This window comes from Nonomuraea sp. NPDC049421 (assembly GCF_040677005.1).
Taxonomy (GTDB): Bacteria; Actinomycetota; Actinomycetes; order Streptosporangiales; family Streptosporangiaceae; genus Nonomuraea; species Nonomuraea salmonea.
The window spans coordinates 279,051-297,430 of record NZ_JBFAQA010000005.1; the positions used below are offsets into that span (position 1 = coordinate 279,051).

Consider the following 18,380-nt stretch of genomic DNA (forward strand, 5'->3'; position numbering starts at 1 on the left):
CCGCTAGCCGAGCACGAGGTCGCGGACGAGCTTCAGCGAGGGCTCGTCCCGCACCCCCATCACCAGCAGGCTGGTGACCGGGCTGCGGTGCCACAGCTCGAGGCGTTCCTTGATCCGGCCGGGCGGGCCGACGAGCGAGATGCCGTCGGCCAGCTCGTCAGGGATCGCACGGAACGCCTCGTCCCTGCGTCCTGCCAGGTAGAGCGACTGGATGTGCTCGGCGGCCTCGGCGTAGCCCATGCGGCCGATGATGTCGGCGTGGAAGTTGCGCTGCTTGGCGCCCATGCCGCCGATGTAGAGGGTCAGCATGGTCTTGACGCCGTCGAGCGCGGCCCGTACGTCGTCGGAGATCACCACCAGCACCATGGCTGCCACGTCGAAGTCGGCGGGGGCGCCCGCGAGCGCGTCGCCGTACATCTGCTCGATCTTCTCGGGGAACGCGAACAGCGGCAGCCAGCCCTGCGCCACCTCGGCGGCCAGGGCCACGTTCTTGGGCCCCTCCGCGCCGAGATAGACGGGGATGTCCTCGCGCAGCGGGTGCGTGATGAGCTTGAGCGGCTTGCCGAGGCCGTCCGGCAGCGGCAGCGGGTAGTGCGGGCCTTCGCTGGTCACCGGCTCTTCGCGGCGCCACACCTTGCGCATGATCTCGACGTACTCGCGGGTTCTGGCCAGCGGCCTGGCGAACGGCTGGCCGTACCAGCCCTCCACGACCTGCGGGCCCGACGCGCCCACGCCCAGCAGCAGCCGGCCGCCGGTGAGGTGGTCGAGGGTCATCGCGGTCATCGCCGTCGTGACCGGCGGCCTGGCCGAGATCTGCGCGATCGAGGTGCCGAGCTTGATGCGGCTGGTACGCGCGCCGTACCAGGCGAGCGGGGTGAACACGTCGCTGCCGTACGCCTCGGCGGTCCACACCGAGTCGTAGCCGAGCCGTTCGGCCGCCAGCACCGATGCGGTCGCGTCGTCGGCGCCGCGCTGCCAGTAGCCGAGGTTCAGGCCGAGCTTCATTTCAAGGACCACCTCCGGAATTAAGTTCTATTACTGCCGTGGCGGCCCCCACGTGTCAATGGCGGATCCTCCGGGGAAGTCACACTCTGTGCTCAAGGCCCTGTCGCGACTCGTCTGCCTGCTGCTCCTGCTGCCGGCGGCCGAGCCCACCGTGGCCCAGAGCCAGTCGCGGCCCAACATCGTCGTCATCATGGCCGACGACCTCGAGACCGGCACGCTCCACCACTTCCCGAACATCACCCAGCAGCTCGTGGCCCAGGGCGCCTCGTTCGACCGGCACTTCGTGACGAACTCCTGGTGCTGCCCGTCCCGTTCGTCGATCCTGCGCTCCCAGCACGTCCACAGCCACGGCGTGCTCACCAACACCGCTCCCGAGGGCGGCTTCCACCGCTTCCACGAGCTGGGCCTGGAACGCTCCACGCTCGGCACCTGGATGCAGCAGGCCGGCTACCGCACGGCGCTGATGGGCAAGTTCCTCAACCACTATCCGGGGAACTCGGCGCCCGAGACGTACGTGCCGCCCGGCTGGAACGACTGGCGGGTCCCCGTACGCGCCCTCTACGAGGAGTACGGCTACCGGCTCAACGAGAACGGCGCGCTGCGCGACTACGGCTGGGCCGAGCAGGACTACCTGTCCGACGTGCTCGCCGGTCACGCCCGCTCCTTCATCACGGCCTCCGATCAGCCGTTCTTCCTCTATCTGAACCCGGTGGGCCCGCACAACCCGGCCAACCCGGCCTTCCGGCACGCCGAGGCGTTCCCGATGGAGGTCGCGCCGCGCACGCCGTCGTACGACCAGGACGACATCAGCGCCGAGCCGCTGTGGATGCAGATGCAGCCGCCGCTGTCGCCGCGCGCTGAGGCCGTCATCGACGAGCGGCACCGCGCCAGGCTGCGCTCGATGCTCGGCGTGGACGACCTGGTCGGCTCGGTGCTGCGGGCGCTGCAGGAGTCGGGCAAGCTCGACGACACCTATGTCTTCTTCACCTCCGACAACGGCTTCCACCTCGGCACGCACCGGCTCAAGCACGGCAAGACCACGCCGTTCGACGAGGCGATCAGGGTGCCGCTCGTCGTCAGAGGGCCCGGCGTCGCGCCCGGCTCGACGGTCGCGCACATGAGCGCCACGATCGACCTCGCGCCGACCGTCGCCGAGTTGGGCGGCGCCACCGTGCCGGACTTCGCCGAGGGGCGCTCGCTCGCGCCGCTGCTGCGGGGCCGGCCGCCGCCGGAGTGGCGCAGACAGGTGCTCGTGGAGTTCGTCCGCCCGGCCAACCGCATGTCGGCGGCCCAGACGCCCGTGCCCGCCTACCAGGCGCTGCGCACCGAGCAGTACACATACGTGCGGTACGAGACGGGGGAACGGCAGCTCTACGACCTCGACGCCGACCCCTACCAGCTCGACAACCTCGCCATGTCCGCCGACCTGTCGCTGCTGGCCCGGCTGGACGAGCGGCTGTCGGCGATGGCCGCGTGCTCGGGGGCGACCTGCCGGCAGGCCGACCGGGTGGAGTGAGACCGGGTGGAGTGAGACCGGGTGGAGTGAGACCGGGTGGAGTGAGCGGTCAGCGGAAGAGCGTGGGGTAGGCGTGCGCCAGATGCTCGGAGACCGCTCGCGCCGCCTCCTCGGGGTCGCCGCCGTCGATGGCCTCGAGGATGCGTACGTGGTCGGCGCGCAGCACCGAGGTGTCGCCCAGCCGGCGGACCGCCTCGACCGAGTACTTGCGCATCGAGTCGCGCAGCGAGCGCATGATGGCGGCGACCAGCCGGTTGCCGGAGGCGTCCGCGATCGCGCAGTGGAAAGCCGTGTCGTGCTCCACGAACTCCTCCGGCGACCCGGCCGCGTCCATCCCGGCCAGCGCCGCGGCCAGCTCCGTGGTGGCGGCGCCCACTGTGGCACCCCCTGCGGCGGCGTGGGCGGCGGCGTGGGCGGCGGCGCGGGTGGCGGCGTGGGCGGCGGCCCACTGCTCGATCATGTGCCGGGTGTCGATGACCTCGCGCATCTCCAGGCCGGTCAGGCCGAGGTGGAGGCGCAGCAGGTCGCTCAGCGCCGAGTCGGGGCGCGAGGTGAGCACCGCGCCCGCGTCGGGGCCCCGTCCCGCCTGGGACGAGACCACGCCGAGGGTCTCCAGCACGCGCATCGCCTCGCGTACGGAGGAGCGGCTCACGCCGAGCTGCTCGGCGAGGTGCCGCTCGGCGGGCAGCCGGTCGCCCACGGTGAGGCCGTCCTCGGCGATGCGCCGCTCGATCTGAGCGAGTACGTCCTCGAACGTCCGCGTCCGCTTGACGGGACGCCAGCCGGTTCCGTCCAACAGCCCTCCCTGGCCGGACATGATGGCTTCGAGTATGGTCTGACCATATTGTGGTCGGACCATACCTTTGGAAGGAGAGTCGTGCGAGTCGCCCTGTTCATTACGTGCGTGAACGACACGCTCTTCCCCGGCACCGGCAAGGCGGTCGTGTCGCTCCTGCGCAGGCTCGGCTGCGAGGTGGACTTTCCCGCCGCCCAGACCTGCTGCGGGCAGATGCACGTCAACACCGGATACCGGACGGAGGGCGTACGGCTGGCGCGGCACTTCACGGAGGTCTTCGCCGGGTACGACGCCGTGGTGGCGCCGTCGGGGTCGTGCGCGGCCATGGTGCGCGAGCAGTATCCGAAGCTGGCCAAGCCGGGCAGCCGGGGCGCGGCGGCGATCGCGGAGGTCGCGCCCAAGGTGTACGAACTGTCGGAGTTCCTGATCGACGTGCTGAAGGTTGACGACGTCGGCGCATATTTCCCGCACCGGGTGACATATCACCCGACGTGCCACTCGCTGCGCGGCCTCCACCTGGGCGACCGCCCTCTGCGGCTGCTGCGGAACGTGCGCGGCCTCGAACTCGTCCCGCTGCCCGGCGCCGAGGAGTGCTGCGGCTTCGGCGGCACGTTCGCCGTGAAGAACCCGGCGATCTCCGCCGCGATGGGCGCCGACAAGACCCGCAACATCCTGGACACCGGCGCCGAGGTGCTGTGCGCGGCCGACAACTCCTGCCTCATGCACATCGGCGGCACGCTGGGCCGGCAGCGGGCGGGCGTCAGGACCATGCATCTGGCCGAGATCCTCGCGTCCACGGAGGAGGCCCAATGAGCGCGACATTCCTCGGGATGCCAGGAAATTTCCCGGAAAACTCGGAGAAGGCTGTCCAGGACTCGCAGCTGCGCTTCAACCTCCGCAAGGCCACCCACACCATTCGCGGCAAGCGCGCCTCCGTCGTCGGCGAGCTGCCCGACTGGCAGGAGCTGCGCGCCGCCGGCAAGGCCATCAAGGACCACACGCTGCGCAACCTCGACCGCTACCTGCTCCAGCTGGAGGCCGCGGTCACCACGGCGGGCGGCACCGTCCACTGGGCGAGGGACGCCGCCGAGGCCAACCGCATCGTCACCGAGCTGGTCAAGGCCACCGGCGAGCGCGAGGTGGTCAAGGTCAAGTCGATGGCCACCCAGGAGATCGGGCTCAACGAGGCGCTCGCCGAGCACGGCATCGCCGCGTACGAGACCGACCTCGCCGAGCTGATCGTGCAGCTCGGCGACGACTTCCCGAGCCACATCCTGGTCCCCGCCATCCACCGCAACCGCTCGGAGATCCGGGAGATCTTCCTCGACAGGATGCCCGGTGTCTCGGCCGACCTCACCGACGACCCGCCCGCGCTGACCGAGGCGGCCCGGCTGCACCTGCGCGAACGCTTCCTCAGGAGCAAGGTCGCGATCTCCGGCGCCAACTTCATGGTGGCCGAGAGCGGCACCCTCGTCGTGCTGGAGTCGGAGGGCAACGGCCGCATGTGCCTGTCGCTGCCCGAGACCCTCATCAGCGTCGTCGGGATCGAGAAGCTGCTGCCGTCCTGGCGGGATCTGGAGGTCTTCCTCCAGCTTCTGCCGCGTAGCTCCACCGGTGAGCGGATGAACCCGTACACGAGCATGTGGACCGGCGCCGTCGAGGGCCAGGACTTCCACCTGGTGCTGCTCGACAACGGCCGCACCGACGTGCTCGCCGACGAGGTGGGCCGCCAGGCGCTGCGCTGCATCCGCTGCTCGGCCTGCCTGAACGTGTGCCCCGTGTACGAGCGGGCCGGCGGCCACGCGTACGGCTCGGTCTATCCGGGGCCGATCGGCGCGATCCTCACCCCGCAGCTCAGAGGCATGACCTCGGAGCTGGACGCCTCGCTGCCGTACGCCTCCAGCCTGTGCGGCGCCTGCTACGAGGTGTGCCCGGTCGCCATCGACATCCCCGAGGTCCTGGTGGACCTGCGCGCCAAGGCGCCGCACGCGGCGGCCGAGAAGGCCGGCATGAAGGTGGCCGGCTGGGTGCTCGACGACCACGAACGCCTGGCCAAGGCGCAGCGCGCGGCCTCCCGGCTGCGCAAGGTGGTGCCGAGACGGCTGCCCGGGCCGCTGTCGGCGTGGACCGACACCAGGGACGTGCCGGAGATCCCCGAGGAGCCGTTCAGGGACTGGTGGCGGCGGACCGGCGGCGGCGCGAGCGAGGAGGCGGAATGAGCGCGCGTGAGGAGATCCTGGCCAGGATCGGCAGGGCCGTGGCGGGGGCGCCCGACGTCGAGATCCCGCGCGGCTACCGCGTGCGGCGGGAGGTGGACGCGGCCGAGCTGGTACGCCTGTTCGCCGAGCGGGTGGACGACTACCGCGCGATCGTGCACGTCGTGGCGGTGGCCGACGTGCCGGCCACCGTCGACGCGTGCCTCGGCGAGCGCAGGATGATCGTCCCCGACGGCTTCGACCGGGAGGGCGGCTGGCCCGACCTGCGGACCGCCGACGGCGTGATCACCGGCTGCGCGGTCGCCGTCGCCGAGACCGGCACCATCGTCCTCGACCACGGGCCCGGCCAGGGCACGCGGGCGCAGACGCTGGTGCCCGACTACCACCTGTGCCTGGTGCGGGCCGACCAGATCGTCCCCGGCGTGCCCGAGGCGATCGCCAGGCTCGACCCGTCGCGGCCCCTCACCTGGATCAGCGGGCCGTCGGCGACCAGCGACATCGAGCTGAACCGGGTCGAGGGCGTCCACGGCCCCCGCACCCTGGAAGTGGTCATCAGCACCTGAGGCCCTCGGCGAAGGACCGCGGCTCCTGGCGGTGGCCATGGGTCCTCACCCCTGGCCGGTGGGGATGGGCCGCTCCTGGTCGGTGGCGATGGGCCGTCGCGGTGTCCTGGCCTGTGGCGGGGCGCCGTGGCGGCGTTTTTGTCAGTTTTGTCAGTTCTGTCAGTAGCGCAGGACCGCGGCGACGTCCTTGACGTCGTCGGTGAACCACACCTCGGCGTCCGTCATCGCGGCCGCCCTGACCAGCGCGGAGTCGGCGCGTTCGCGTACCGGCTCGGCCACCCCCCAGTGGCGCAGCTCGTTGGGGTCGGTGCCCACCTGCGTGCCGCCCTCGCCGACCCAGACCGGCGCGGACAGCTCACCGGGCATCAGCACCGCGTGCACGCGGCCCTCGCGCAGCGCCTGCGCGACGCGCGCGGGCCCGGTGGGCGCGGCCGACTCCTGGTGGCGTTCGAGCAGCTCGGCGCAGCGGCGGGCGAGCCACTCGTCGAGCGCGCGCTCCACGTCCTTCTCGAACTGCCCGTGGTCGTCACGGCTCCCGTGCTCGACGATCGTCACGCGGTCGGCCGACTGGGTGCCGAGATGGCGCAGCAGGTACGAGCGCGACTTCGGCTGCCCGGCCACCAGGACCAGCTCCGCGCCGATCCTGCGTACCTGCTCGTCGATCTCGCGGGCGACCGCGACCGCGTTCTTCTCCCAGGTGTCCTCGACGGCCTGCTCGTAGCGGCGCTGCGACCAGCCGCCCTGCGACGTCTTCTGCAAAGGCCACGACTCGGCCTGCACCGTCGTCCTGCGCGGCGCGCCGCCGCCGTACACGGTCACCTCGGCCCCCGCGTGGTCCACGATGACCCGGATGTGCGGCACGTTCTCGCCGCGCCGCATCAGCATCGGCGTGACGTGCGGTAGCGGCGAGCAGGTGGCCAGCTCGTCGGGCGGCTGCGCCAGCGACTCCGCCAGCACCACCGTGCCGTCCGTCGCGAACAGCGCCCGCCCGGCGGCGGCCTGCAGCGCCTCCTCCTCCAGCGCCTCGATGGTGGCGTCGTCCACCTGGTGGTCGAGCCGGTCGCGGACGCTGCGCCAGTGGGCCTTGCGCTCCGGGACGGTGAGCGCTCCCATGTAGACCGACGCGTACGGTCCGCGCCGGTCGTACAGGGGGCGGATGAAGTCGAGCCGCACGGTTCAGAACCTCCGCTGCTCCACGCCGAGACCGAGGGTCTTGGCGACGTCGGACATGTTCGTGTAGTCGCGATCGGGCAGCGACTCCACCATGTCGATCACGGGATCGGGAGCGCCTTCACGGCGGGCCCTGGCCAGCAATTCCTCCTTCGAGGCCGGCCAATGGGTGTCGCTCAGCCACTTCGCCAGGTCGCTGCGGACGTCCACGTCACGCTGCGTCATGCCCTCCGAGACGCCGGGCGCGTGACCGGGCGGGTACGACGACGACTCCTCTCCGGCGGACGGCATGGCCTCGGGCTCCTTCCACTCCTCGGCGTGCGTGGTGCCGCCGCCGCGCATCATGCCCTCGGTCTCGTGCTTCTGCTCCTCGTCCAGGCGGGGTCCGTGCTTGTCGCTCCCACGTTCCATGCTTCTCTCACTCCTCTCTGATGCGCCCCTACCCCCGCTTTCGTGGGCAAACATCGCGGCTGTGTACCCTGCCCAGCGTGTTCGACCCCGATGTGCGCGTCGCCACGGCCCGGCTGACGCTGCGGCCGTTCGGCCCTGAGGACGCGCCCAGGATCCGCTCGATCGTCAAGTCCGGCGTACGGTTCCTGCCGCCCGGCGCGCCCGCCAAGGCCGGCGGCGTCGAGCAGTGGCTGCGGCAGGGCGTGCACGAGCTGCGCCGCAGCGGCCAGGGCATCCACCTCGCGATGACCGACGGCGAGGGCCTCATCGTGGGCGCGATCAGCCTATTCAAGACCTCGTGGAGTACGGGGACGACCGAGGTCGGCTACGGCGTGCACCCCCTCTACCGGGGCCGCGGCTTCGCCACCGAGGCGGTGCGCGGGCTGGCCAAGTGGGCGTTCGAGACGGTCGGGCTGCGCCGCATCGACCTGACCGCGAACCTGGACAACCACGCCTCGCTCAGCGTCGCCCGCAAAGCGGGCTTCACCTGGGAGGGCGTGATCCGCGAAGCCGTGCTGGACGACGACGGCACGCACGACCTCGTCGTCTTCGGCCTGCTGCGCACCGACAGCCCGGCGCCCGGCGCCACGCTGCCGAAGGCGGACCTGCTCACCGAGCGACTGCGGCTGCGCCCCCAGGAGCCGCGCGACGCGCCGTACCTCGCGGCCACCGGGGCGGACCCGCTCACCCAGGAGTACACAGGCGTGCCGCGCGGCTACACCGAGGAGCACGCGCGCGCCTACATCGCCCACACCGAGCGCCAGCGCATCCGCGGCATCGGCGTCGCCTGGACCGCCGAGGAGCTCGCGACCGGCAGGTACGTGGTCAACCTCGACCTGCGCGACCTCGACTGGCACAACAGGACCGCCGAGGTCGGCTACATGACCGCGCCCTGGGCCAGGGGCAACGGCTACGCGGCGGAAGCCGTGCTGGCCGTCGCCCGCTGGCTGTTCGAGCGGCACGGCTTCGCCCGGCTCCAGCTGCGCGCCGCCACCGCCAACACCGCCTCCCAGCGGGTCGCCGAGAAGGCCGGCTTCGTCCGCGAGGGCGTCGCGCGCTCGTCGCTGGCCGGCGAGGACCTGGTCGTCTACAGCCTCATCCCGTCGGATCTGGCCTGAGGGCACGACGGACTGACCCCGTCACCCTTTGTGAAACCCCTCCGCAGCCGTCACCCTTGAGGTGAGGACGGTGAGGCGCATGATCACGGTGGTCGGCTGGGACGGTTCCGAGCTGTCGGCCAGGGCGGTGACCAGGCTGCACGAGGCGGGGCTCGTCGTGGGCCCCGACGCGATCATCGGGCGGCTCAAGCTGAACGCGGCGACCGCGCGGGACACGTCGCTGCTGGAGACCATCGAGGACCATCTGGAGCACGGCGAGGGCCCCGCGGTCGTGCTCGCCCAGGGCGACCCCGGCTTCTTCGGCGTCGTCCGCGAGCTGCGGGCACACGGCCTCGAACCGGACGTCCTGCCCGCCACGTCGCTCGTCGGCAGGGCCTTCGCCCGCGCCGGGCTGCACTGGGACGACGCCCTGGTCGTGGCGCCGTCCGGGCCCGCGCAGCTGCCCAGGGTGGTCAACGCCTGCCGCGCCCACCCCAAGGTCGCGCTGCTCGTCGCGCCCGGCGTCGGCCCCGCCGAGATCGCCAGGGAGCTGGCGCCCACCACGCCGCGCGCGCTCATCGTCTGCGAGGACCTCGGCGGCCCCGACGAGCGCGTCACCCACAGCCGCATGGGCGAGGCCACCACCCGGCCATGGAAGGACCCCGACGTGGTGCTCGTCGTCGATCCGCTGCACCGGCCGGGCGAGCGGGGCTGGGTGGCGGGTGCGCGGCCTGGGCCGGAGGAGTGGGCGCTGGCGTTCGGCGACGACGGGATCCCGCCCGAGGTGCGGGCGTACGTGCTGGCCAAGCTGGGGCCGCGGCTCGGCGACCTGGTCTGGGACGTCGGCGCCGGCGTCGGCCAGATCGCCGTCGAGTGCGCCAGGCTCGGCGCGGCCGTCGTTGCCGTCGAACGCGACGAGGCCCGCTGCGCCGCGCTGCGCGCCAACGTACTCGAACACGGGGTGAAGGTGGCGCTGACCAGGGGGCAGGCGCCGCCCGCGCTGGAGCCACTGCCCGACCCCGACGCCGTCTACGTGGGCGGCGGCGGGCTCGACGTGATCGACGCCTGCGCCGCGCGGCGGCCACGCGCGCTGGTCTGCGCGCTGCGCAAGGTCGAGCAGGTGCCCGCCGTGCTCGACCGGCTGCGCGAGCAGGGCTACCGCGGCGAGGGCACGCAGATCCTGGCCTCCAGGCTGAGCGTCGACCCCGACGGCGCGCACCGCCTGACCGCCGCCGACCCTGTCTTCGTGGTGCACGCCAGGCCCGCGCACGCAGGGTGACCTGTTCCCTACGGGCGCGCATCGGTTATCCTCGCGTGACTTTGTCTACCGCACCGGAGATTCCCTCAATGAAGCCGCCGCTCCTGCTGATCGGGCAGGGCTCACAGGACGACGCCTACGCCGCCGAGTTCGGCAGGTTCGTACACCGCCTGCGCTGCCGTCTCGACCAGACGGGCGCCGACGTCTCGGGCGGCTACCTCGAGCGGGCCACGCCCCGGCTGAGCGACTCGGTGGCCTCCCTCGTCGCGCGGGGGCACCACAGGCTGGTCGCGCTGCCGCTGAGCCTCAGCAGGGTGGGCGAGGAGTTCCCGGCCGCGATGGCGCTGGAGCAGCAGCGCCACCCCACGCTCATGTACGACTACGGCCGCCCGCTCGGCCCGGACCCGCGCGTGCTGGCGCTGCTGGCCGAGCGGCTCAACGAGGCCGCCACAGAGATCTCCCGCCCGCGCTCGCTGGAGCTCGCCGGTGCCAGGCCCCGGCTGCGCGCGGTCGACGCCTCGCCGTCCGAGGACCTCCACGCGCACGTCGAGCCGGGCGAGACCGCCGTCGTCCTGGTCGGCGAGGGCTCCACCGACGCCACCGCCAACGCGGAGATCCACCGCGTCTCCCGGCTGTTCTGGGAGACCCACGCCTACGACTTCATGACCGTCGAGACCGCGTTCGTCTCCGTCACGCCGCCCGGCGTGCCCGGCGGACTCGAACGCTGCCGCAGGCTCGGCGCCAAGCGTGTCATCGTGGTGCCGTACCTGCTGTTCGCGGGCGGGCTGCTGGAGCGCGTGTGGGCGCAGGCGCTGGCGTACGGCGCCGGGCACCCCGATCTCGACATCCGCTGCGCAGAGGTGATCGGCGACTGCGAGATCCTCGCCGACGTCGTCATCGACCGCTACGAAGAAGCGCTCCAACTCGTCCCGTAAGTGGAGGTTTTCGTGCTCGCCGAGACGCTCGCCGCGATCCGCCCCGCCGACCCGCGGGCGCTCGCCGACGCCCGCGCCCACCAGGACCGCCTCACCAAACCCCGCGGCTCACTCGGCGCGCTGGAGGAGGTCTCGATCCGCCTCGCGGGCGCGGCCGGCGTCAGCCCGCCGCCCATGCCCGAGCCGGCCGCCCTGGCCATCTTCGCCGCCGACCACGGCGTGCACGCGCGCGGCGTCAGCCCGTGGCCGCAGGAGGTGACCGTGCAGATGGTCGCCAACTTCCTCGCCGGCGGCGCGGTCGCCAACGCCTTCGCGGCGCAGGCGGGCGCGTCCGTGACCGTGGTGGACGTCGGCGTCGCCGCCGACCTGCCCGACGCGCCTGGGCTCATCAAGCGCAAGGTCGCGTACGGCACCGCCGACCTGTCCGCGGGCCCCGCCATGACCGTCGACCAGGCCGTCCGGGGCTTGGAGGCGGGCATCCAGGTCGCCGGGGACCTCGTGGACTCCGGCGCGCGCTGCCTCATCACCGGCGACATGGGCATCGCCAACACCACCGCCTCCGCCGCCCTCGTCTCCGCCTTCACCGGCAGGGACCCGGCCGAGGTGACCGGGCGGGGCACCGGCATCGACGACGAGACGTACGAGCTGAAGGTCGGCATCGTCCGCCAGGCCATGCGCTCCCACGCCCTGGCCGACGTCGCCTCCTCGCCCAGCGAGGCGCTGCGGGCGCTCGCGGCCGTCGGCGGGTTCGAGCACGCGGCCATCGCGGGGTTCATCCTCGCCGGGGCCGCCGCCCGCGTGCCGGTGATACTCGACGGCGTCATCTCCGGGGCCGCCGCGCTGGTCGCCGCGGCGCTCGACCCCGCCGTCACCGACCACTGCGTGGCCGGCCACCGCTCCGCCGAGCCCGGCCACGGCGCCGCGCTCGACCACCTCGGGCTGCGCCCGATCATGGACCTGGAGCTGCGGCTCGGCGAGGGCACGGGCGGCCTGCTGGCGCACCCGACGGTGTGCGCGGCGGTGCGGGTGCTGCACGAGGTGGCCACGTTCGACTCGGCGGGGGTGACCGAGAAGTCCGTGTGACGTGCCGTACGGCGACCGGGGCGCCCAGGTTTCCTGGCCGCGCCCGGCCGTCACCGCGCCACGTCTGCCGGACGCTCCGAACGGCCCTCGGCAAGGGCGGTGGCCTGCGGGATCGGGTTATCCTTGGTGCCTGGCAGCGATGGCCGGACGCCGTGGTGACGATGAGGGCGGGCCTCGCGCGGTCGCTTTCCACGCTCGTTAACGTGTGCGCAGCAAATGACACAGGCGAAGCCGGTAGGTTTACCTCTTAACACAACCTTCGCGAACGGGAGATTCCCCCCATGGGTCCCTACCTCCTCGGCCTGCGGCTTTCCGGCCGCCGGGTGCTCGTCGTGGGCGGCGGCCGCGTCGCCCAGCGCCGGGTGCCCGCGCTGCTAGAGGCCGGTGCGGAGGTCACGGTCGTCTCGCCGTCCGTCACACCGGCGCTCGACGACCTGATCGCCGCCGGAAGGGTCACGTGGCACGCCCGGCCCTACGAGGTCGGCGACTGCGACGGGGCCTGGCTCGTACAGGCGTGCTCCGACGACAGGTCGGTCAACACGGCGGTCGCCGCCGAGGCGGAGGCCAAGCGCGTGTGGTGCGTGCGCGCCGACGACAAAGACGCCTCCGCCGCCTGGACCCCGGCCACCGGGCGGGTCGACGAGATCGGCGTGGCCGTCACCGCCGGCGGCGACCCGCGCAGGGCCGCGGGCATCCGCGACGCCATCGTCGGCGCGCTGCGCGACGGCACCGTCGACGCCCGGCGCAACCGCACCAAACCCGTCGGCGTCGCCCTCGTCGGCGGCGGCCCCGGCGACCCCGGCCTCATCACCGTGCGCGGGCGCCAGCTGCTCGCCCAGGCCGACGTCGTGGTCGCCGACCGCCTCGCGCCGCGCGCCCTGCTCGACGAGCTGGCCCCCGACGTCGAGCTCATCGACGCCGCCAAGGTCCCCTACGGCCGTTCGCTGCCCCAGGAGACCATCAACGAGCTGCTCATCGACCGGGCCAGGCAGGGCAAGTTCGTGGTCAGGCTCAAAGGCGGCGACTCGTTCGTGTTCGGGCGGGGCGGCGAAGAGCTCATCGCCTGCGCCGAGGCCGGCATCCCGGTGCTCATCGTGCCCGGCCTCACCAGCGCCGTCGCCGTGCCCGCCGCGGCCGGCGTGCCCGTCACCCATCGCGGGGTGAGCCAGGAGTTCCACGTCATCTCCGTGCACGTGGCGCCCGACGACTCCGCCTCCACCGTCGACTGGCCCGCCCTGGCGCGTTCCCACGGCACTCTGGTGCTGTTGATGGCCGTCGAACGCCTGCCACAAGTCGCAGAAGCGCTCATCCGTGACGGACGTTCTCCAGAGACTCCCGTAATGGTGGTGCAGGACGGTACCCTTCCGACCCAGCGGGCGGTCACCGCTTCGCTTTCCACCGTGGCCGACCGCGTGTCCGCGGCTGGGATCCGGCCGCCGGCGATCGTCATCGTCGGCGACGTCGTGAGGGTCGGCCAGGAGGTCGAGATGGTTCGAGCGGAGCGCTTGCCGTGAACACGGCCATGGATGACGGGCGGCCGGAGCCGCCCGGGGAGCAGACGATGAGCTTCCGCCCGATGACCGACGACGCCCTCCCGGAGGCTTCCGCCTCCGCAGAGGGCACGGGGGACCCGGCTCCCGCGGACGACCACCCGCGCCGCCCCAAGAAGTCCAAGCCCCGCACTTCCCTGCAGGAGGCGACCCCCCTGACCGAAGCCCCCCCGGTCACCCCCGAGGACCCCACAACCTCAGACGCCGTAATGCCTGACGAGGCCGACGCGCCAGAATCCAGCGAGCCCGAAGCGGCCGCCGGCGGCGACGTTGAGACGGCCGAAGCCGGACAGACCGGCCCGACCGGAGCCACTGAGCCCGAGCCGACCCAAACCGCTGAGGCTCAAGCGGCCGCTCCCGGCGACGCTGCAACTGCTGCCCAAGCCCAGGCCAAAGCGAGCGCTGTCAGCGCAGCCTCCGGTGAACAGGCGGATGCCGTGGCGTCGGAGGCTGCTGAGCGGGCGGATGCCGTTGCGTCGGGATCTGGTGAGCGGGCGGATGTCCTGGCACCGGGATCTGGTGAGCGGGCGGATGCCGTTGCGTCGGGATCTGGTGAGCGGGTGGATGCCGATGCCTCTGCGTCCGAGGAGCAGGGCGGGCGCCGGCCTTCGCTCTTCGAGAAGCCTTCGTCCCCCAGACCTTCCATGTTCGAGAAGCCCGCCGTGTTGCGAAACCCTCCTGCCACCGACAACCCCTCGGGTGAGTTCCCGGCGCCCGGCCGGTCGTCCCCTGCCGAGGGCTCGGCGGCCGATGACGGGACCTCGTGGGCGTTCCGTCCGGCGCGCAAGGTCGAGCAGCAGCCCGAGCCGCCTTCGGGGCGCACGTCGATGTTCGAGAAGCCGGCCGTTCTCCGAGAGCCCGCGCCCGGTGACAGGCCGTCCTTCGCGTCCACGGACGGGCCTTCGTACCCGTCCACGGACGCGCCGCCCTATTCGTCCAGCGATGGGCCGTCCCGTCGGTCCACGGACGAACCGTCGCTCCCGTCGCTCGACTGGCCGTCGTTCCCGTCCATCGACGTGCCCGCGGCGTCCTCTGAGCCTTCCTCGGGGCGTCCCTCGCTCTTCGAGAAGCCGGCCGTGCTGCGGCAGCCACCGGTGGGCAAACAGCCGTCCCCGTCGGCCGACGCCGGTGACGTACAGGATGCTCCGCAGCCCGATGAGCCGGTGAGTGCGGATGAAGCCGGAAAGCCGGAAACCTCCGGGCCCGCCGCGTCCGAGCCGCAGTCCCAGAGCGAGCAGACCTCCGGCGAGCAGCCGAAGGACGGCGAGCAGGCCGTTTCCGGCGAGCCCTCGGAGGACGGCGAGTCCGCTGACGACGGCGAGCGGGCTGAGGCCGAGGACACCCAGGCCAAGGACGCTCAGGAGGATGGGGGCGAGGCCGGGTGGCCGGAGGTGTCGCCGCCCGGGCCCGGTGAGCGGGTCGAGGAGTTGCCGCCCGAGACGGTCGAGGCGCTCACGACGGCCCTGAACGTCCTCCGCGAGAGCATCGCCGACGTGCGCTTCTGCGACGACCTGCCAGGGTCGGCCGAGGCGCGGCAGGCGCAGGCGGCCCTGCTGGCCCAGATGGAGAACTACGTCGTCCCGAGGATCAAGACGAGCACGGCCCCGGCCCTGATCGTGGTGGCCGGTTCGACGGGCGCGGGCAAGTCCACGCTGGTCAACAGCCTGGCCGAGAAGAACGTCTCGCGCACGGGCGTACGCCGCCCGACCACCGGCACCCCCGTGCTGGTCTGCCATCCGGAGGACCACAAGTGGTTCGCGGAGGGCGAGTTGCTGGGCGGCCTCGAGCGGCTCGACAAGCCGACCCCTGAGGCGGGCCTGGACAGCGTGGTCATCGCCCCGACGGAGAAGCTGCCGCAGGGCGTGGCGCTGCTCGACACCCCCGACATCGACTCGGTGGTCGAGGAGCACCACGAGATCGCCCGCCGCATGCTCGACACCGCCGACCTGTGGATCTTCGTGACGACGGCCGCCCGCTACGCCGACGCGCCGGCCTGGAACGTGCTGCGCCTGGCCAAGGAGCGCGGGGCCCGGCTGGCGATCGTCCTGTCCCGGGTGCCCGACAAGTCCGCCGACGTAGTGCTCAAGCATTTCGTCCGCATGCTGACCGAGTACGGTCTGGGCGACATCGAGCGGTTCGTCATCCACGAGTCGAAGGTGTCCGACGGCAGGCTGCCCGACAGCGAGGTCACGGAGCTGCGGCTGTGGCTGGCGGAGCTGTCGGTCGACGAGGCCAGGCGGGCGGCGGCCGTACGCGAGACGCTGAACGGCGTGCTCAACAGCTTCCGCACCCGCGTGCCCGCGCTGGCCAAGCACCTGGAGGCGGGGGCCGCGATCAGGGCGGAGCTGCGCGGCGACGTCGAGGCGGCGTTCCTGAGCGCGTTGAGCGACATCGACAAGGCGTCCAAGAACGGCTCGCTGCTGCACGGCGAGGTGCTGGCCCGCTGGCAGGACTTCGCCGGTTCCGGCGACCTGATGCGCGCGCTGCACCTGCGCAGGCGCGGCAGGGCGGCCAGGCAGGCGCCGGAGCGGGTGCTGGCGTTCAAGGCGGCGATCAGGTCGGGGCTCGAGTCGGTGATCGTCGCCGCGGCCAACCGCGCCTCGAAGGAGGTGGCGGCGCGCTGGCGGCACCGCTCGGAGCTGGGGGTCAAGCTCGGGGAGGACCTCGACAGGCCGTCGGACGACCTCGTACGCCACACCGGCCGGGCGATCGCGTCCTGGCAGGAGCACCTGGGCGAGCTGGTGCGCACGGAGGGTGTGGCCAAGCGCTCGGTGTCGAAGATCGTCTCGTTCGACCCCGAGTCGCTCGCCCTGATCTTCATGGTGGCCATGTTCAGCGGGGGCAACGGCGAGGGCGTGCCGCACCGGCTGGTCAACGCCCTGCTCGGCGCCGAGTCCCTGCGCGGCATCGGCACCAAGGCATTCAGTGATCTCCGGGCCAGGATCGGCATGCTCTTCGACGAGGAAGCCATGCGTTACGTGAAGGCGCTCGACTCCGCCGGCATTCCGGACGAGTCAGTCGCAACCCGCCTCTACCAGGCTACGTACAACCTCGAGGTCGCTCGATGACCACCACGACCACCAGGCCGGGGCTCGCCCCGAGACTGTCCGCGCTCGCCAAAGTGGTGGAGCTGGGCCAGGGGCGGCTCGACCAGAAGCTGCTCGACGAGGCCAGTGCGCTGCTGCTGCGCGCCGGCGACCGGCTCAAGCTGTCGTCCGAGCACACCGTCGTCGCCCTCGCGGGCGGCACGGGCAGCGGCAAGTCGTCGCTGTTCAACGCCATCTCGGGGCTGGAGCTGTCGCCCACCGGCGTACGCCGGCCCACCACCGCCCGTACCCACGCCTGCGTGTGGGGGCTCGACGGGTCGGGGCCGCTGCTCGACTGGCTGCAGATCCAGTGGCGCCACCGCTTCTCCCGGGCGAGCGCGCTCGACAAGGGCGACAGCCAGCTGCACGGATTGATCCTGCTCGACCTGCCCGACCACGACTCGATCAGGGCGCTCACCGACACCGAGGCCGACCGGCTGATCGGGCTGGCCGACCTGGTGGTGTGGGTGCTCGACCCGCAGAAGTACGCCGACGCGTCCACGCACCGGCGCTACGTCACGGAGCTGGCCGGGCACGACGCGGTCACCGTGTTCGCGCTCAACCAGGCCGACCGGCTGACCACGGAAGAGCTGGCCGAGCTGGTCATCGACCTCAACGACCTGCTGCGCAAGGAAGGCGTCGAGCACCCCAGCGTCGTACCGACCTCCGCCGTCACCGGCCGCGGCGTCGAGAGCCTCAAGAGCGTGATCGCCACCGCGGTCGCCCGGCGCAGGGCCGCCATCCAGAAGCTCGAAGCCGACCTGCAGCGGCTGGAGCAGAAGCTCAGCCAGGCCATGCCGATGGGCGAGGCCCTGTCGGCGCCGTCCGCGGTCGACGAGGCCCGCCGCATGGGGCTCACCGACGCGCTGTGCGACGCGGTGGGCGTGCCTGCCGTGGGCGAGGCCATGGAGAACATGTACGCCGAACGGTCGAACCGGTACGTCGGGTGGCCGTACCCGCGGTGGGCGGGGAAGTTCCGTGCCGATCCGCTGAAGAGCCTCAAGCTCGACGACGTGGCGGAGGAGATCCGCGGTATCAGCACGACGTCGGTCACCGCGCAGTCGGCCGAGGTGGCGAACGCGGTGCAGGCGCTGGCCGACGGGCTGTCCGGCGGCATGCATCCGGTGTGGCGGACGGCCGTCCACAAGGCGGCTCGTGGCCGGTCCAGGGGGTTGCCCCAGGCGCTCACCGAGGATCTCGCCGAGGTGGCGCCGCAGCTCGATCGCGTACCGGTGTGGTGGTGGGTGCTCAGGGTCTGGCAGTACCTGCTGGTGCTGGCGTTCGTGGCCGGCCTCGCCTGGCTGGCTGTCGGGCTGCTCATGCCCGGCCAACTGCCGGATGCCCTGGAGCTCCTGGGTGACAGTGCGACGTTGCCGTGGGTGGGGCTGATGATGGCGTCCGTCCTGGGGTTGGGGGCTTTGTCCGGCATCGCCTCCCGGAACTTCGTCGAGCTGGGCGCTTCGCGGGAGCGGGAGCGTCTCGAACGGGAGATGCGCCGGCGGGTCGCGGCCGTGTCGGCGACCATGGTCGTGGAGCCGGTGGAGGAAGAGCTGAAACGGCACCACGCCTTCTACATGGCCATGCGGGACTTGTCCGTCTGAGGGGTGTTGGAGGCTGCCCGCGTTCGTACGAGCGGGCAGCCTTTTCCATGCGAC

Annotated in this window: 15 protein-coding genes; 11 read left to right on the forward strand and 4 right to left on the reverse strand. The window is 72.3% G+C overall.

The window, feature by feature from the left end; all coding sequences use genetic code 11:
• Positions 1–3: 3 nt before the first annotated feature.
• Entirely contained in the window at positions 4–1,005 is a 1,002-nt protein-coding gene (locus AB0K18_RS11625; RefSeq protein ID WP_364913387.1) for an LLM class F420-dependent oxidoreductase, read from the reverse strand.
• 88 nt (positions 1,006–1,093) lie between these two features.
• Between AB0K18_RS11625 and AB0K18_RS11630 the strand changes: the two genes are divergently transcribed.
• Entirely contained in the window at positions 1,094–2,521 is a 1,428-nt protein-coding gene (locus AB0K18_RS11630; protein WP_364913390.1) for a sulfatase, read from the forward strand.
• A 49-nt stretch (positions 2,522–2,570) separates the two neighbouring features.
• Here the strand turns inward: AB0K18_RS11630 and AB0K18_RS11635 are convergent, their stop codons facing one another.
• A complete protein-coding gene (locus AB0K18_RS11635) occupies positions 2,571–3,317 on the reverse strand; it encodes an FCD domain-containing protein (RefSeq protein WP_364913393.1) in 747 nt (248 codons plus the stop codon).
• Between the two features lie 81 nt (positions 3,318–3,398).
• On the opposite strand from AB0K18_RS11635, the gene AB0K18_RS11640 reads away from it, so the two are divergent.
• Genes AB0K18_RS11640 through AB0K18_RS11650 form a run of 3 tightly spaced genes read left to right on the forward strand, consistent with a single transcriptional unit; the run spans position 3,399 to position 6,096 of the window.
• On the forward strand, positions 3,399–4,130 hold the full coding sequence (locus AB0K18_RS11640; RefSeq protein WP_345388164.1) for a (Fe-S)-binding protein: 732 nt from the start codon (positions 3,399–3,401) through the stop codon (positions 4,128–4,130).
• A complete protein-coding gene (locus tag AB0K18_RS11645; protein ID WP_364913396.1) occupies positions 4,127–5,536 on the forward strand; it encodes a lactate utilization protein B in 1,410 nt (469 codons plus the stop codon). Before AB0K18_RS11640 ends, AB0K18_RS11645 begins: the two co-directional genes overlap by 4 nt.
• Positions 5,533–6,096: an LUD domain-containing protein gene (locus AB0K18_RS11650; protein WP_364913399.1), complete on the forward strand. Its 564-nt coding sequence runs from the start codon at positions 5,533–5,535 to the stop codon at positions 6,094–6,096. Before AB0K18_RS11645 ends, AB0K18_RS11650 begins: the two co-directional genes overlap by 4 nt.
• Before the next feature lie 159 nt (positions 6,097–6,255).
• On the opposite strand, the gene AB0K18_RS11655 is transcribed toward AB0K18_RS11650, so the two are convergent.
• Together AB0K18_RS11655 and AB0K18_RS11660 are read right to left on the reverse strand one after the other, a co-directional pair.
• Entirely contained in the window at positions 6,256–7,269 is a 1,014-nt protein-coding gene (locus AB0K18_RS11655) for a Vms1/Ankzf1 family peptidyl-tRNA hydrolase (protein WP_364913402.1), read from the reverse strand.
• 3 nt (positions 7,270–7,272) lie between these two features.
• On the reverse strand, positions 7,273–7,677 hold the full coding sequence (locus AB0K18_RS11660; protein WP_364913405.1) for a DUF2795 domain-containing protein: 405 nt from the start codon (positions 7,675–7,677) through the stop codon (positions 7,273–7,275).
• Positions 7,678–7,754: 77 nt separating this feature from the next.
• On the opposite strand from AB0K18_RS11660, the gene AB0K18_RS11665 reads away from it, so the two are divergent.
• From AB0K18_RS11665 to AB0K18_RS11695, 7 genes are all read left to right on the forward strand, one after another.
• On the forward strand, positions 7,755–8,834 hold the full coding sequence (locus tag AB0K18_RS11665; RefSeq protein WP_364913408.1) for a GNAT family N-acetyltransferase: 1,080 nt from the start codon (positions 7,755–7,757) through the stop codon (positions 8,832–8,834).
• Positions 8,835–8,913: 79 nt separating this feature from the next.
• The gene (gene cbiE / locus AB0K18_RS11670; RefSeq protein WP_364913616.1) at positions 8,914–10,092 is read left to right on the forward strand and encodes a precorrin-6y C5,15-methyltransferase (decarboxylating) subunit CbiE; all 1,179 of its coding nucleotides are present in this window, start codon (positions 8,914–8,916) and stop codon (positions 10,090–10,092) included.
• A 68-nt stretch (positions 10,093–10,160) separates the two neighbouring features.
• Positions 10,161–11,006: a sirohydrochlorin chelatase gene (locus AB0K18_RS11675; protein WP_364913410.1), complete on the forward strand. Its 846-nt coding sequence runs from the start codon at positions 10,161–10,163 to the stop codon at positions 11,004–11,006.
• Positions 11,007–11,018: 12 nt separating this feature from the next.
• Positions 11,019–12,089: a nicotinate-nucleotide--dimethylbenzimidazole phosphoribosyltransferase gene (cobT, locus tag AB0K18_RS11680; RefSeq protein WP_364913412.1), complete on the forward strand. Its 1,071-nt coding sequence runs from the start codon at positions 11,019–11,021 to the stop codon at positions 12,087–12,089.
• Positions 12,090–12,370: 281 nt separating this feature from the next.
• Positions 12,371–13,603 carry a uroporphyrinogen-III C-methyltransferase gene (cobA, locus tag AB0K18_RS11685; RefSeq protein ID WP_364913415.1) on the forward strand — a complete coding sequence of 411 codons (1,233 nt, stop codon included), beginning with the start codon at positions 12,371–12,373 and terminating at the stop codon, positions 13,601–13,603.
• Between the two features lie 698 nt (positions 13,604–14,301).
• On the forward strand, positions 14,302–16,707 hold the full coding sequence (locus tag AB0K18_RS11690) for a dynamin family protein (RefSeq protein WP_364913417.1): 2,406 nt from the start codon (positions 14,302–14,304) through the stop codon (positions 16,705–16,707).
• Positions 16,704–18,326, forward strand: coding sequence for a GTP-binding protein (locus AB0K18_RS11695; protein WP_364913420.1), 1,623 nt, complete (start codon positions 16,704–16,706; stop codon positions 18,324–18,326). Before AB0K18_RS11690 ends, AB0K18_RS11695 begins: the two co-directional genes overlap by 4 nt.
• The last annotated feature ends 54 nt before the right edge of the window (positions 18,327–18,380 follow it).